Origin of the sequence: Caballeronia sp. SBC1 (assembly GCF_011493005.1) — a bacterium.
GTDB lineage: Bacteria > Pseudomonadota > Gammaproteobacteria > Burkholderiales > Burkholderiaceae > Caballeronia.
Genome location: NZ_CP049158.1, coordinates 153539 through 168039 on the forward strand (window position 1 = coordinate 153539; position 14501 = coordinate 168039).

The window sequence follows — 14501 nt, forward strand, 5'->3', positions numbered from 1 at the left end:
CAACTCCTTGAGTGAGTTGGTGGTGGTCAGCGGGCGGTGAGTGTTAGCGCACTCATCGCCCGCGCTTCGTTTACGGTTTCTACCTCTGCTTCGTGATCCGCCTATCGCCGGCGGTTCATGACCTTCTGAACCTGCGTCTTCCTGACGAAACTGTCTATCACCAGAATCAACGCCTGCTGCTCGGCATCGGGCAAGCTGTCCACCTGTTGGTAGAGGTTCAATAACTCGTGATTGTGAATCTTGGGCTCGGCCGGAGCGGGCGTTCGCCCGGCCAGTTCATCGAGCGTGATCTGCAAGATATCGGCGATCCGCACGACGGTATCGAACTGGGGCGTTGCCAGGCCGCGTTCCCAGCGGTTATAGACACGAGGGTTCACTTCCAGTAGCTCAGCGAGGCGCGCCTGGGTGATCTGTCTCGCGGAGCGCAACAGGCGAAGTCGTTCAGCAAAGACGGACATATCAACGCATCCCAGCGAAAAAAGAGATGCAGCCATTCTAAGTACCCCCTCTGAGCCGACTTGCTATTAATCCACTATACAGTGTATTGTTAACTCTATCAATTAGAGTATTGACAGGTTTTTAGCATAAGGACGATCCATGGCCCGTATTCCCGAAACTGAGCTTGAGCGCATGAAGGCCGAGGTGTCGGTCGAGCAGCTCGTGCGTGCGCACGGGATTGAGCTGGCGAAGTCGGGGAAGGACTGGCGTGGGCGCTGTCCGTTTCATGCTGACGGCACGCCGTCTCTGGTGGTGACGCCGTTGAAAAACCTGTGGCACTGCTTTGGCTGCGGGATCGGTGGGGGACCGGTGGATTGGGTCATGAAGGCGAACGGGATCTCGTTTCGGCACGCGGTGGAGTTGCTGCGGGAGGGGATTCCTTCCTTAGCCGCTATCGGGCCGGTGCGCTCGACGGTGCGGGTGCTGGAGTCGCCGGTGTCGGTGAGCGCGGACGACGCGGCGCTGCTTGACCAGGTGGTGGACTATTACCATCAGACGTTGAAGGGCTCGCCCGAGGCGCTTGCGTATCTGGAGAAGCGCGGGATTGCGGGGGCGGCGGATCACTTCAAATTGGGGTTTGCGAACCGGACGCTGGGCTTGCGTTTGCCGCTGAAGAACCGCGGTGCGGGCGATGCGATCCGCAGCCGCTTGCAGCACATTGGCGTGATCCGCGAGAGCGGGCATGAGCATTTGAACGGCAGCATCGTGTTCAACTGGCGTGACGAAGCGGGGCACGTTGCGGGCTTGTACGGGCGCAAGATTGGCGAGGGCCTGCGCGCGGGGACGGCTTATCACCTGTACCTGGCCGGGCCGCGCCGGGGCGTGTTCAACGCCGAGGGCTTGCGTGGTCAGAAGGAAGTGATCCTGTGCGAGTCGGTGATCGATGCGCTGACGTTCTGGTGCGCGGGATATCGGAACGTGACGGCGTCGTGGGGCGTGGAGGGGTTCACGGCGGATCACCTGGCGTTGATCCACGAGCTGGGGCTTGAGCGCGTGGTGATTGCGTATGACCGGGACGAAGCAGGTGATGCGGCAGCGGTGAAGCTGGCTGAGCGGTTGATGGAAGAAGGGTTCGGGTGTTACCGGTTGCGGTTCCCGCACGGGCTGGATGCGAACGAATACGCGCTGAAGGTGAGCCCGGCGGTGAAAAGTTTAGGCGTGCTGATCCGTAGCGCCGAGTGGCTGGGCAATGGGAAAGGGCCGGTGCGTAGCGTGGCGTCAATGGCGGTGAAATCAGCCGTTCAGGAAGTCCAGGCGTTACGCGGTAACGGAGATGATGCGCCTGCCCCCGCTCCTCTCTTAGTGGCTAAATTAGCGGCTAAAGAAGAGCCGGAACCCGAGGCAGTGCAAGCCGAAGTGACGCAAGCTGACGTGGCACAAGCCGAAGCGCCGGAGATCGCAACGGTTGCGGCCAGCGTTGCGCCTGCCGCGCCGGCACTTGCTCTCGAATGCGTGGTGAGCGACGCGGAGATTGTGTTCACGTTGGGCGCGGTGCGGTATCGGGTGCGCGGGTTTGATGCGAAGGCCGCGGGCCTCTTGAAAGTGAACGTGCTGGCCAGCTGCCGCGAATGGTTCCACGTCGACACGTTCGACCTGTATCACGCGAAAGCGCGGGCGAATTACGTGGCGCGAGCGGCGGCTGAATTGCGGCTAAAGGAAGAGACGGTGAAGGCCGATCTGGGGCGCATGTTGCTGAAGCTGGAGATGTTGCAGGGGGCGGCTGCTGCGCCCGCGACCGGGGTGCAGATGAGCGCGGCCGACGAGCGCGCGGCGCTGGGGTTGCTGCGCGAGCCGGAGCTGCTTGCGCGGATCCTGGCCGACTTCGCCGCGTGTGGCGTGGTGGGTGAGGAGACGAACAAGATCGTGGGATATCTGGCGGCTGTTTCCAGAAAACTCGACGCGCCGCTGGCGGTGGTGATCCAGAGCTCGAGCGCGGCGGGCAAGAGTTCATTGATGGACGCGGTGCTGGCGTTCGTGCCGGAGGAGGAGCGGATCAAGTACAGCGCCATGACGGGGCAGAGCCTGTTCTATATGGGCGAGACGAACCTGAAGCACAAGGTGCTGGCGATCTGCGAGGAGGAGGGGGCGAGCCGTGCGGCGTATGCGCTCAAGCTCTTGCAGTCCGATGGCGAACTGACGATTGCGAGCACGGGCAAGGATGCGCAGACGGGCAACCTGGTCACGCAGGAATACCGGGTGGAAGGGCCGGTGTCGATCATGCTGACGACGACCGCCATCGAGATCGATGAAGAGTTATTGAACCGGTGTCTGATTCTGACGGTGGACGAAGGGCGTGAGCAGACCGAGGCGATTCATCGGCTGCAACGGCAGAAGAGAACGCTCGGCGGCTTGAAGCTGAAAACGCAGAAGGAACAAATTCTGGCGTTACACCGTAACGCTCAAAGATTGTTAAAACCGTTGGCGGTGGTGAACCCGTTTGCGGACCAGTTGACGTTCCTGTCGGACAAGACGCGCATGCGGCGTGATCATGAAAAGTACCTGACCCTGATCGACACGATCGCGCTGCTGCACCAGCACCAGCGAGAGGTCAAAACGGTGCGGCACGCCGGAGCGGAGCTCGCGTACATCGAGGTGATGGTCGCCGATATTGCGAGCGCGAACGCGCTGGTGCATGAGGTCTTGGGGCGCAGTCTTGACGAGTTGCCGCCGGTGACGCGGCGAGTGCTGGAGCAGATTGTGTGCGCGGTGAAGGGCAAGCCGTTGCCGCGCGAGTCGGTGCGGTTCAGCCGGCGGGAAGTGCGGGAGTGGACGGGCGCGAGCGACACGCAGGCGCGCGCCCACCTTGAACGTTTGGTCGATCTCGAATACTTGCTGACGCATCGGGGCAAGCGCGGCCAGAGCTTTGAATATGAACTGGTCTATGACGGCGACGGGAGCAGTGCGACCCATCTTGCGGGGCTGCTGGATATCGATACGAATCAGAGTTCGCGGGGGCAAGAGGGTGTCAGCGGCGGCGTCAATTTCAAGTAAAACGGACGGTTTGAAACTCACCATGGCGAGATGATCAAGTGGTGGGTTCAGGATCACTCTGGTCTTTCATGCGATAGCTTTTGCCTTCGATGACGACGGTCTCGGCATGATGGAGGACGCGATCGAGCAACGCGGAGGTCAGCGTGCTGTCGTGGTTGAAGATCTCGGCCCAGTGCTTAAACGCTCGATTTGAACTGAGGATTGTTGCGCCATGCTCGTACCGCTGACTGATGATCTGGAACAGCGCGTCGGCACCCTGTTTATCGATGGGTAAATATCCCAGCTCATCGACGATGAGCACGCGCGGTTTGACGTAGCGGCGCAGTTCACGCTTGAGCCCGCCATGCGCGTATGCGGCGTTCACCGAGTTGATGATATCGACCGCGGTGGCGAAGAGTACAGAGTAGCCGCGCAGACAGGCGGTATGTCCGAGCGCGATACTCAAATGGCTCTTGCCGAGCCCGACGCCACCGAGGAAGATCACGTTGGCTCGCTCTTCGATGAAGTTCAGGCGAAACAGATTCTGGATCTGCAGCCGATTGATCTTGCTGGGCCAATTCCATTCGAATTGATCGAGCGTCTTGAGCACCGGGAAACGGGCGAGCGCGACCCGCCGAGCAATACTGCGATCCTCGCGTTGATGCGCTTCACCTTCGATCAGGTTCGCTAAATAGTCGACATGCGACCAGTGCTGCGCCGCCGCCTCGGTGGCCAACGCCTCGTAATGTTGCAGCACGTAGCCCAGATGTAGTCCCGTGAGCTGCGTGCGCAACGGATCGATGGCGAGTTCGCTCGGGTGCGCGATTGTGGTGTTACGTTGAGCTTTCGTCGTCATGGGGCTGCTCCGGTCCGTAGCGTGAGAGATCCGGTTGCGCGAGTTCGATGTCCAGCAAATCCTGATGGCGGATCAGGTGCAGCGCGCCGGGTTCAGGCAAATCGCGTGCTTTCATCTCGAGGATGTTGGCGATGTACTCGCAACTGAAGGCGTGGAACGAGAGCCCATCCTGCAAGGCGCGCGCGAGGGCCTCGATGCCGTAGATCTCGCTCAGCGCGACGATCTTGCGCATGTGCTGCCGCGCATTGGCACGCCGTTGCTCGAGCCCTTCGTAATAGGCCTGAGCGTGAGGGCCCAGACTCAGGAAGCGCAGCATCAACCGCTGTTCGCGAGCATTGCGGCGTTGTGCGAGGAGTGCCTTCGGATGCTCGGGGTCCTCGATGTCCTGGCGGCGATCGTAGCTGCGGGCATGTCGGGCGATCAGCAAGTTGTCGTGGTAAATGCAGACCCGCTCGGGATAGGCTTTGAGCGTCACGCGCTCGCTTGCGTACTGTGCCGGCACGGAATAATGGTTGGTGTCCAACGCCACGCGAAACTGCTTGGACGCACGTACCGTCACGATGCGTGCAACGTCGTAGGGTAATGGATTGAGCGGTTTCAGATGGGCTTGTTCGGCGGCGAACAGATCGGCGGGTCGCTGATGCGTCTCACCGTGTATGCGCACATTGGCGATGGTGTCGAGCCAGAGTCGGGCCGCAGGGTTGATCGCGCTGAACTCGGATAGCTCGAGCCCGTTGAGGAGATTTTTTTTGACGTAACCAACACCGTTTTCCACCCGGCCTTTCTCGTTGCCCTTGCCGACGTTGCAGGCAACGATGTCGAAACCCCAGTGCCGCGCCGCATCGAGGTAGCGCGGATTGAACACTGGCGCCTCGCCCGCCAGGCGTTGCAGCACGGCGGACTTCAGATTGTCCACCATCACCTTCCTCGGGCAACCATGGATGGCTGCGAACGCGTGCTCATGGCACGCAAGGAAGTGCTCCATCGTCTGCGACACGGTGAATTCCACATACATCAGGCGGCTGTAGCACAACACCATGACGAAGAACGACAGTCGCCGCCGAGTCGAGCCGACGCCAATCGAGCCGTATTCGCCCCAGTCGATTTGCGCGCACTCGCCGGGGGCGAAGGCGAGCTTGAGGAACGCCTGGCGCCGCGGCGGACGAACCTTGTGCACATAGTCGCGCACGATCGTGTAGCCACCGTCAAAGCCAACTTCGCGCAAGCGCTGGAAGATCTGCTGCGCGCTGTACGGATGCCCGTCAAGCCAACGCACCACCTGCGCCTTGAACGGATCAAGTCGGCTGGCGCGTGGGGGCGATTGGCGGGGCCGGTACTGACCGGCCTTGAGCCATTTCGTCACGGTTTGCGGATGCAGCCCGAGCGCGCGCGCCGTTTGCGTAATCGTCAGGTGCTGCCGATCATGGCAATCGCGGATCTTGCAGTACGCCTCATAGTCAAGCATGGCGCTTGCCCAGCGCCGCGTGCAGCCGCTCGAGCTGCGTGGCCACATCCGGGTGGCCACGCGGGGACGCTGCCGACTCAGGAGGCGGCGCATCCAGCGCCAGCACCTGATACAGCGGCCTTTGCCAGGCGATCAAGCCAATACGGATCAGATCGTTGCGGGCCATCTCCAGACGCGCCGGCGCCATCGACAGGCGATGCACCAGCGACGTGTCCGCGTAATAGCTCAGGCCCTGGGCATCGGCGACAGTGACCAGAAACAGGTACAGCGCGGCGGCACACGCGTCACAGCGCTCGATATACCGCTCGCGCACCAGCCGGTGATCGACCCAGCTGAAGTGCGCCGGAATCTGCCGCATCCGCTCAGGGCAGATGACTCGCTTGATCGGCATGCTCGCGCCCCCCGCTCAAGATGTCCTTTCCCAGTTGTAGCAGTCGCCGGGTGCTGCGCGCGATGTCCTCTTGTAACGCACTGTCGGTTAAATGGGCGATCAGCCCAATCAGCACGGCCGGTTGCGCCGATAAGGCCTCTTGTAACGCCTCGCCCACTAAGAATGCGGATTCCTCTTTTATTTCAATGGCTTGCGTGCGGCAGTCATCTTGTAACGCACCGGCCGCTGGTGAGCCTGGATGCCGCCAGTACCCCGGATGCTCGCCACGCCAGCGCTGTACTCGCACGACGTTCTCCGCGCCGCGGAAGTAGTCCTGGTTCTCAGGTAGGGAAAGCCACCGGCGTTGACTGGCCGCCTTGCTCGCCTGACGGCACGCGGCTTGGCAGCAATACCGCTGGTGCCGCACATTGCGCGGATCCGGCCGGAACAACGTCCCGCAACCCAGGCACTTACGCTGTCTTTGGCGTGTCATGGACCGGCCCCTCCCTGGGGCCAGATCATGCGCCGCTGCGCGAGCTAAGCCCACGCAGCGCGCGCGAAGAACAGGCAGGGTCATCAGCACAGCCAAGGAAAAGACCGACGAAGAAGCGACGAAGAACCGAAGAAAAGCCAGGTTCTAGAGAGATGAATTTGGGCAAGAAAATGCAGGAAGAAAAAACACTTTCACGCCGTCAATTTTTGACGACTTTCAGAACGCCGATGACAGAGGGGGAGTTCGCGGGGTCAACGCGGGCTCAAAGCGGGCCTATATCGGCCCCATCGCGGGGTGAGAAAAACGTCGCCGAGGCAGACGGGCCGAGGGCGAGCGCCGGTCAGCCGATGAATGGTGCCGAAACGCACTTCAGAGAGAATAAAAAAATCGGCGTCGTAAGTCCTGCGTCGTACACCCAAGGGCCGATGTGATGGCGCGCGTGAAACAGCGGTTGCGCCGCCAGCGCGAGGGCGGCTGGCGCACGCAGGAGAAGCCGGACAATGCGCTGATGGCGTATGTGCATCTGTACGTGGATTGGCTGGCGATGACCGGCTGCACGCCGGCGACACAGCGCACACGCCAGCGGGGGCTGGAGCAGTTCGTGAAGTGGTTCGATACGCGGGGCTTGAGCCAGCCCGAAGAGATTACGCGGGCGGTGCTGGAGACGTGGCAGCGGCATCTTTATTTGCATCGAAAGACGGACGGTCACGCGTTGGCGATCCGCACACAGCATACGTTGCTGGTGGCGGTAAAGGGGCTGTGCCGGTGGCTCGCCCGGCAGCGGTACGTGCAGTACAACGCGGGCTCGGAACTGGTGCTGCCGAGAAAGCCGCACGCGTTGCCCAAGGTGGTGCTGTCGGTGGCACAGGTCGAGGCGCTGATGGGGAAGCCGGATCTGGAGTCGGTGACGGGCATGCGCGATCGGGCGTTGCTGGAGGTGCTGTACAGCACGGGGATGCGCCGGATGGAGATCGCGCAGTTGCAGCTGGGCGATATCGACCTGGATACGCGCACGATTGCGATCCGGCAGGGTAAAGGCCGGCGTGACCGGTTCGTGCCGGTTGGCGAGCGTGCGTGCGCGTGGGTTGAGCGTTATCTGCTCGAGGAGCGCACGGCGCTGGTGGTGCATACGGAGCAATGGTCGCTGTTCCTGACGGACTACGGGACGGCGTTCACGCTGGGACAACTGAGCGCGATCGTGACGCGGTACATGCGCCGTGCGGGAATCGATAAAGGCTCGTGCCACGCGCTGCGCCATGCGTGCGCGACGCACATGCTGGATAACGGCGCGGACGTGCGGTTCATCCAGATGCTGCTGGGGCATGCGGATCTGACGAGCACGCAGATTTACACGCACGTGTCGATTGGCAAGCTTCGGGAGATTCATGCGGCGACGCACCCGGCCGGGCTGGATGCTGCTTCTCTCCCCATGGGGCTACCTCCGGGTCGTAGCTGCCATTGAGGCGGAGGCGGACGATGACGACGGCGACGAAGTGAGCGACGAAGAGTCAAAGACGCGAACAGATCCACGCAAAGTTCGTAACGGGTAACGGGACGCGTGCGCCCAAAACAGCGCTCAGGTGCGCACTTCGTGTTCGATAGCGCGTTCGATGAGTTGGTTGAGGCTAATGCCCTCAGCCGCAGCCGTTTCGACAGCACGTGCATGAAGCTCGGGATCGATGCGGGCATTGAAGCGGCCGGAGAAATGGCGCACCGGATCGATACCGTTCTCGCGGCAGACGTCGAGGAATACGGCCAAGGACTTGGCTCCCTCGGTCTTGAGCGTGGGGATGTCGCTCGCGTAGAAGTCTGCGCCGCCGTTGAGGCCAAGGAATTCGCCGCGCAGCATGTCAGTGTCCGGGTCGTAGGTGACGACGGCACGATAGTTGTCGATGCTCAGGATGTTCATGGTTTTACTCCGTTCGATTCGAGCCACTTGCGCACGCTGGCGATGGCACCTTTATCGGTAGTTGGCCGGGGATGCGGGCGGTGATAGACCTGCACTTGGCCAAACAGTACGACCGCGATCCGCGAGCCTTCGCGTTCGGTGATGGTGGCGCCCAGTTCGAGAAAAAGCGCCTCGATATCGGCCCAGCGCACGTTGGCCGAGACGGGGCGTGCAAAGATGAGTTCAAGGGTCTTGGTGTGGGCTCGTTTCATGGCTATATGGTACTACAAAATGGTACCGTGTTGAGTGCGTGATACGAAGCTCGCAAGAAGTGATCGACGATGAAAGGCGATGTCAGAAGAACGAAGAGTCAACGACATATCCAGAGAGACGAATAAAGGCGCACAGGCATCGTGTGCGGGCCTTGCGGCCCGAAGGCTAAGAATGTCCAGCGGCCTTGCGGCCGGGGAACGAGGCCGGGGGTAAATTGGCCTTGCGGCCAATTGAACATAACGCTTGGAAATTAGCGCTGGGCGCCGGGTAGGTGCGCGTTGCGCCCTGTCCCGTCGCCCATCGCTAATTTGCGTTATGTCTGGCGCCCCCGGCCGAGTCACGCGCGTGCGCGCTTGAAGAGATCAGGGCCGCGTGGCGGCCGACGTGGAGTACGCAAGACCAAGCCATGCAAGGCGCTTCGCGCAGGACATAACAGGGGCCGCGTCGCGGCCAACCAATGGAATGAGCCCGGCCCGCCCGGGCCGTCTGCTGCGCTCGGGCTTCGGCCGCTGTGCGGCCTCTCGCTCCGTGCTCGCAGCCCTCCACCCGTCCGCCCCCAAGGGGCTCCCCATCCAGCCGTTACTGCGTAACGGAAAACCCACCGATACGAACAGGCAAAAGCCACGGCGTTTTACATGCGGTGCAAGCCTAAAACCCGTCTTGCACCGCATGGCCCAGCGTCGAGAACCGGGTGACCGTCAAGGCCAAGCCCTGCGGGCGCTGCGCGGCCTTGACGGGGTCGGCGTTGGTGGAGTCGTTGAGTGATCGGGGGAGTTGTTCACGCGTCGGTGCGCGACGGCCGAACCCCGAAAACGAACTTGTTTCGAGATGCGAAACAATGGAAACTCGCGTCTGGAAAAATTCTCTCCGTAATGCAGGCGATATCGCGGGAAAGCTTGCCAGATAAGGGAAAGCGTCCTGCGCGAGGGGAATGTGCGTCAAAGCAAACAGATTTGGGGCTGTACTATTACAAGGCCCGGATGTACTCGCCGACGTTGGGGAGGTTCCTGCAGACGGATCCGGTGGGGTACGCGGATGACCTGAACTGGTATGCGTATGCGGGCAATAACCCGATCAACTTCAGCGATCCGACAGGGTTAGCGGCCTGCTCTGAAAAGTCGGCACTTACGGATATGGCGCTGGGTGGACCGCCAAAACTTGACAGCAGCGGCTGCATTTCGACAGGTGGGCCAAGTGTTTGCTTAGGGGTGGCAAGTGTTAAAGAAGTTAGCAGTGCTTTGGCGGGCGCGGTTAACTCAGCCGTTCGGGCAGTGTCTGGTCCGGTGTACGCGACCACAAAAGAGGCGACGGCTGCCGCGGAAGCACTTGGATTTAGCAAAACCTCGGCAGTGGTAAATGGTCAAGCCGTTTACCGAGACGGGAATCGTTTTATCACTAGGGATATTGACGGGCATAATGGAGGAGCATGGAAAATGGCCGATTCTGTTCAGAATTTGATGTCCAAAGATACGCGGCTGGGAACATTTGGTGCTGATTTGACCTATATAGGAAAATAGTATGCAAACGGACAATCCGAAGTTTCCGGAATGGAAATATCGCGGAAAATCGATTCGCGGGCTTATTCAAGAGCTTCAACGATTCGAGGATCAAGAGATAGAAGTGCAAATTTCAATTGATGACGGTGACACTAGAAAGCCTATCAGTTTGGTCCAGAATAGTCGCGGACAGTGTCTTTTAGTGTACTGCGGCGATTAAGTCTTGTGTGCGTGAAGTAAAACCTGTGGCCGCTGAAGCGGCCACAGGCATTTCAGCCGTGGTTGTTGAAAAATATCAAGACTGGAAAACTATCACGACGCGCGGATCGTCGACCGTGATCGACTGGTAGAGCGCCTGCTGCGCCGGATCGTAAAGAGCAATGCCGGTTTCGAGCTGCCGGATGGCGTCGCCGAACAAACCGAGTGGGTGGCACGGGCCGCGTCAGCGGCCCTTTGTTGTTTTAAGCGGCGGTAATGATGAGTTTGCCGTGTTCGACGGTGATGCGCACTTGCTGGCCGGGGAGGAATCCGGCGTGCTCAATCCAGAGCCCGGAGAGCTTGATCCAGGGGTAAAGCTTGGGCGGCTTGTTCAGGTGTGAAGGCCAGGCTTGGCGAAGAGACTGCTGAACCTTGACGGAGCGTTCAGGAAATCCAGCGGCTGCTTTATGATTGGCGTTAGCCATGGTCAACTCCTTGAGTGAGTTGGTGGTGGTCAGCGGGCGGTGAGTGTTAGCGCACTCATCGCCCGCGCTTCGTTTACGGTTTCTACCTCTGCTTCGTGATCCGCCTATCGCCGGCGGTTCATGACCTTCTGAACCTGCGTCTTCCTGACGAAACTGTCTATCACCAGAATCAACGCCTGCTGCTCGGCATCGGGCAAGCTGTCCACCTGTTGGTAGAGGTTCAATAACTCGTGATTGTGAATCTTGGGCTCGGCCGGAGCGGGCGTTCGCCCGGCCAGTTCATCGAGCGTGATCTGCAAGATATCGGCGATCCGCACGACGGTATCGAACTGGGGCGTTGCCAGGCCGCGTTCCCAGCGGTTATAGACACGAGGGTTCACTTCCAGTAGCTCAGCGAGGCGCGCCTGGGTGATCTGTCTCGCGGAGCGCAACAGGCGAAGTCGTTCAGCAAAGACGGACATATCAACGCATCCCAGCGAAAAAAGAGATGCAGCCATTCTAAGTACCCCCTCTGAGCCGACTTGCTATTAATCCACTATACAGTGTATTGTTAACTCTATCAATTAGAGTATTGACAGGTTTTTAGCATAAGGACGATCCATGGCCCGTATTCCCGAAACTGAGCTTGAGCGCATGAAGGCCGAGGTGTCGGTCGAGCAGCTCGTGCGTGCGCACGGGATTGAGCTGGCGAAGTCGGGGAAGGACTGGCGTGGGCGCTGTCCGTTTCATGCTGACGGCACGCCGTCTCTGGTGGTGACGCCGTTGAAAAACCTGTGGCACTGCTTTGGCTGCGGGATCGGTGGGGGACCGGTGGATTGGGTCATGAAGGCGAACGGGATCTCGTTTCGGCACGCGGTGGAGTTGCTGCGGGAGGGGATTCCTTCCTTAGCCGCTATCGGGCCGGTGCGCTCGACGGTGCGGGTGCTGGAGTCGCCGGTGTCGGTGAGCGCGGACGACGCGGCGCTGCTTGACCAGGTGGTGGACTATTACCATCAGACGTTGAAGGGCTCGCCCGAGGCGCTTGCGTATCTGGAGAAGCGCGGGATTGCGGGGGCGGCGGATCACTTCAAATTGGGGTTTGCGAACCGGACGCTGGGCTTGCGTTTGCCGCTGAAGAACCGCGGTGCGGGCGATGCGATCCGCAGCCGCTTGCAGCACATTGGCGTGATCCGCGAGAGCGGGCATGAGCATTTGAACGGCAGCATCGTGTTCAACTGGCGTGACGAAGCGGGGCACGTTGCGGGCTTGTACGGGCGCAAGATTGGCGAGGGCCTGCGCGCGGGGACGGCTTATCACCTGTACCTGGCCGGGCCGCGCCGGGGCGTGTTCAACGCCGAGGGCTTGCGTGGTCAGAAGGAAGTGATCCTGTGCGAGTCGGTGATCGATGCGCTGACGTTCTGGTGCGCGGGATATCGGAACGTGACGGCGTCGTGGGGCGTGGAGGGGTTCACGGCGGATCACCTGGCGTTGATCCACGAGCTGGGGCTTGAGCGCGTGGTGATTGCGTATGACCGGGACGAAGCAGGTGATGCGGCAGCGGTGAAGCTGGCTGAGCGGTTGATGGAAGAAGGGTTCGGGTGTTACCGGTTGCGGTTCCCGCACGGGCTGGATGCGAACGAATACGCGCTGAAGGTGAGCCCGGCGGTGAAAAGTTTAGGCGTGCTGATCCGTAGCGCCGAGTGGCTGGGCAATGGGAAAGGGCCGGTGCGTAGCGTGGCGTCAATGGCGGTGAAATCAGCCGTTCAGGAAGTCCAGGCGTTACGCGGTAACGGAGATGATGCGCCTGCCCCCGCTCCTCTCTTAGTGGCTAAATTAGCGGCTAAAGAAGAGCCGGAACCCGAGGCAGTGCAAGCCGAAGTGACGCAAGCTGACGTGGCACAAGCCGAAGCGCCGGAGATCGCAACGGTTGCGGCCAGCGTTGCGCCTGCCGCGCCGGCACTTGCTCTCGAATGCGTGGTGAGCGACGCGGAGATTGTGTTCACGTTGGGCGCGGTGCGGTATCGGGTGCGCGGGTTTGATGCGAAGGCCGCGGGCCTCTTGAAAGTGAACGTGCTGGCCAGCTGCCGCGAATGGTTCCACGTCGACACGTTCGACCTGTATCACGCGAAAGCGCGGGCGAATTACGTGGCGCGAGCGGCGGCTGAATTGCGGCTAAAGGAAGAGACGGTGAAGGCCGATCTGGGGCGCATGTTGCTGAAGCTGGAGATGTTGCAGGGGGCGGCTGCTGCGCCCGCGACCGGGGTGCAGATGAGCGCGGCCGACGAGCGCGCGGCGCTGGGGTTGCTGCGCGAGCCGGAGCTGCTTGCGCGGATCCTGGCCGACTTCGCCGCGTGTGGCGTGGTGGGTGAGGAGACGAACAAGATCGTGGGATATCTGGCGGCTGTTTCCAGAAAACTCGACGCGCCGCTGGCGGTGGTGATCCAGAGCTCGAGCGCGGCGGGCAAGAGTTCATTGATGGACGCGGTGCTGGCGTTCGTGCCGGAGGAGGAGCGGATCAAGTACAGCGCCATGACGGGGCAGAGCCTGTTCTATATGGGCGAGACGAACCTGAAGCACAAGGTGCTGGCGATCTGCGAGGAGGAGGGGGCGAGCCGTGCGGCGTATGCGCTCAAGCTCTTGCAGTCCGATGGCGAACTGACGATTGCGAGCACGGGCAAGGATGCGCAGACGGGCAACCTGGTCACGCAGGAATACCGGGTGGAAGGGCCGGTGTCGATCATGCTGACGACGACCGCCATCGAGATCGATGAAGAGTTATTGAACCGGTGTCTGATTCTGACGGTGGACGAAGGGCGTGAGCAGACCGAGGCGATTCATCGGCTGCAACGGCAGAAGAGAACGCTCGGCGGCTTGAAGCTGAAAACGCAGAAGGAACAAATTCTGGCGTTACACCGTAACGCTCAAAGATTGTTAAAACCGTTGGCGGTGGTGAACCCGTTTGCGGACCAGTTGACGTTCCTGTCGGACAAGACGCGCATGCGGCGTGATCATGAAAAGTACCTGACCCTGATCGACACGATCGCGCTGCTGCACCAGCACCAGCGAGAGGTCAAAACGGTGCGGCACGCCGGAGCGGAGCTCGCGTACATCGAGGTGATGGTCGCCGATATTGCGAGCGCGAACGCGCTGGTGCATGAGGTCTTGGGGCGCAGTCTTGACGAGTTGCCGCCGGTGACGCGGCGAGTGCTGGAGCAGATTGTGTGCGCGGTGAAGGGCAAGCCGTTGCCGCGCGAGTCGGTGCGGTTCAGCCGGCGGGAAGTGCGGGAGTGGACGGGCGCGAGCGACACGCAGGCGCGCGCCCACCTTGAACGTTTGGTCGATCTCGAATACTTGCTGACGCATCGGGGCAAGCGCGGCCAGAGCTTTGAATATGAACTGGTCTATGACGGCGACGGGAGCAGTGCGACCCATCTTGCGGGGCTGCTGGATATCGATACGAATCAGAGTTCGCGGGGGCAAGAGGGTGTCAGCGGCGGCGTCAATTTCAAGTAAAACGGACGGTTTGAAAC

General features: G+C 61.0%; 14 protein-coding genes. 4 read left to right on the plus strand and 10 right to left on the minus strand.

The genetic code is table 11. The features are described 5' to 3' along the window. Window positions 1-101: 101 nt before the first annotated feature. A complete protein-coding gene (locus SBC1_RS27565) occupies window positions 102-494 on the minus strand; it encodes a helix-turn-helix domain-containing protein (protein WP_165102134.1) in 393 nt (130 codons plus the stop codon). A 103-nt stretch (window positions 495-597) separates the two neighbouring features. Here SBC1_RS27565 and SBC1_RS27570 point away from each other — a divergent pair, with 103 nt between their 5' ends. Next, window positions 598-3489, plus strand: a complete 2892-nt coding sequence (locus SBC1_RS27570) for a CHC2 zinc finger domain-containing protein (RefSeq protein WP_165102138.1) — start codon at window positions 598-600, stop codon at window positions 3487-3489. Window positions 3490-3523: 34 nt separating this feature from the next. Here SBC1_RS27570 and istB read toward each other — a convergent pair whose 3' ends face one another. From istB to SBC1_RS27590, 4 genes are read right to left on the minus strand one after another with little or no spacing between them, the layout of a single operon-like run. Further along, entirely contained in the window at window positions 3524-4324 is an 801-nt protein-coding gene (istB, locus tag SBC1_RS27575; RefSeq protein ID WP_165097072.1) for an IS21-like element helper ATPase IstB, read from the minus strand. Next, window positions 4302-5789, minus strand: coding sequence for an IS21 family transposase (istA, locus tag SBC1_RS27580; RefSeq protein ID WP_165097075.1), 1488 nt, complete (start codon window positions 5787-5789; stop codon window positions 4302-4304). Before istA ends, istB begins: the two co-directional genes overlap by 23 nt. Further along, window positions 5782-6180 (minus strand): hypothetical protein, encoded by a 399-nt coding sequence (locus tag SBC1_RS27585; protein ID WP_147408238.1) that lies wholly within the window; start codon window positions 6178-6180, stop codon window positions 5782-5784. Before SBC1_RS27585 ends, istA begins: the two co-directional genes overlap by 8 nt. Continuing rightward, window positions 6152-6652: a hypothetical protein gene (locus tag SBC1_RS27590; RefSeq protein WP_165097078.1), complete on the minus strand. Its 501-nt coding sequence runs from the start codon at window positions 6650-6652 to the stop codon at window positions 6152-6154. The genes SBC1_RS27585 and SBC1_RS27590 overlap by 29 nt, the downstream gene beginning before the upstream one ends. A 430-nt stretch (window positions 6653-7082) precedes the next feature. Here SBC1_RS27590 and xerC point away from each other — a divergent pair, with 430 nt between their 5' ends. Next, window positions 7083-8114, plus strand: a complete 1032-nt coding sequence (gene xerC, locus SBC1_RS27595) for a site-specific tyrosine recombinase XerC (protein ID WP_165102147.1) — start codon at window positions 7083-7085, stop codon at window positions 8112-8114. A gap of 114 nt (window positions 8115-8228) precedes the next feature. On the opposite strand, the gene SBC1_RS27600 is transcribed toward xerC, so the two are convergent. Continuing rightward, a complete protein-coding gene (locus SBC1_RS27600; RefSeq protein ID WP_165102150.1) occupies window positions 8229-8561 on the minus strand; it encodes a type II toxin-antitoxin system HicB family antitoxin in 333 nt (110 codons plus the stop codon). Then, entirely contained in the window at window positions 8558-8812 is a 255-nt protein-coding gene (locus SBC1_RS27605) for a type II toxin-antitoxin system HicA family toxin (RefSeq protein ID WP_165102153.1), read from the minus strand. The genes SBC1_RS27600 and SBC1_RS27605 overlap by 4 nt, the downstream gene beginning before the upstream one ends. 762 nt (window positions 8813-9574) lie before the next feature. Between SBC1_RS27605 and SBC1_RS40125 the strand changes: the two genes are divergently transcribed. Then, window positions 9575-10330, plus strand: a complete 756-nt coding sequence (locus SBC1_RS40125) for a toxin C-terminal domain-containing protein (protein WP_241202348.1) — start codon at window positions 9575-9577, stop codon at window positions 10328-10330. A 274-nt stretch (window positions 10331-10604) separates the two neighbouring features. On the opposite strand, the gene SBC1_RS40435 is transcribed toward SBC1_RS40125, so the two are convergent. From SBC1_RS40435 to SBC1_RS27625, 3 genes are all read right to left on the minus strand, one after another. Beyond that, window positions 10605-10727, minus strand: a complete 123-nt coding sequence (locus SBC1_RS40435; RefSeq protein WP_255541724.1) for a hypothetical protein — start codon at window positions 10725-10727, stop codon at window positions 10605-10607. Window positions 10728-10770: 43 nt separating this feature from the next. Beyond that, window positions 10771-10992: a SymE family type I addiction module toxin gene (locus tag SBC1_RS27620; protein ID WP_165102130.1), complete on the minus strand. Its 222-nt coding sequence runs from the start codon at window positions 10990-10992 to the stop codon at window positions 10771-10773. Between the two features lie 104 nt (window positions 10993-11096). Next, a complete protein-coding gene (locus SBC1_RS27625) occupies window positions 11097-11489 on the minus strand; it encodes a helix-turn-helix domain-containing protein (protein WP_165102134.1) in 393 nt (130 codons plus the stop codon). Between the two features lie 103 nt (window positions 11490-11592). Between SBC1_RS27625 and SBC1_RS27630 the strand changes: the two genes are divergently transcribed. Next, entirely contained in the window at window positions 11593-14484 is a 2892-nt protein-coding gene (locus SBC1_RS27630; RefSeq protein WP_165102138.1) for a CHC2 zinc finger domain-containing protein, read from the plus strand. Window positions 14485-14501: the final 17 nt, after the last annotated feature.

Coding starts and splice junctions, on each gene's coding strand:
- SBC1_RS27565 (WP_165102134.1), bottom strand. CDS start 494: ATGGCTGCATCTCTTTTTTCGCTGGGATGCGTTGATATGTCCGTCTTT.
- SBC1_RS27570 (WP_165102138.1), top strand. CDS start 598: ATGGCCCGTATTCCCGAAACTGAGCTTGAGCGCATGAAGGCCGAGGTG.
- istB (WP_165097072.1), bottom strand. CDS start 4,324: ATGACGACGAAAGCTCAACGTAACACCACAATCGCGCACCCGAGCGAA.
- istA (WP_165097075.1), bottom strand. CDS start 5,789: ATGCTTGACTATGAGGCGTACTGCAAGATCCGCGATTGCCATGATCGG.
- SBC1_RS27585 (WP_147408238.1), bottom strand. CDS start 6,180: ATGCCGATCAAGCGAGTCATCTGCCCTGAGCGGATGCGGCAGATTCCG.
- SBC1_RS27590 (WP_165097078.1), bottom strand. CDS start 6,652: ATGACACGCCAAAGACAGCGTAAGTGCCTGGGTTGCGGGACGTTGTTC.
- xerC (WP_165102147.1), top strand. CDS start 7,083: ATGGCGCGCGTGAAACAGCGGTTGCGCCGCCAGCGCGAGGGCGGCTGG.
- SBC1_RS27600 (WP_165102150.1), bottom strand. CDS start 8,561: ATGAACATCCTGAGCATCGACAACTATCGTGCCGTCGTCACCTACGAC.
- SBC1_RS27605 (WP_165102153.1), bottom strand. CDS start 8,812: ATGAAACGAGCCCACACCAAGACCCTTGAACTCATCTTTGCACGCCCC.
- SBC1_RS27620 (WP_165102130.1), bottom strand. CDS start 10,992: ATGGCTAACGCCAATCATAAAGCAGCCGCTGGATTTCCTGAACGCTCC.
- SBC1_RS27625 (WP_165102134.1), bottom strand. CDS start 11,489: ATGGCTGCATCTCTTTTTTCGCTGGGATGCGTTGATATGTCCGTCTTT.
- SBC1_RS27630 (WP_165102138.1), top strand. CDS start 11,593: ATGGCCCGTATTCCCGAAACTGAGCTTGAGCGCATGAAGGCCGAGGTG.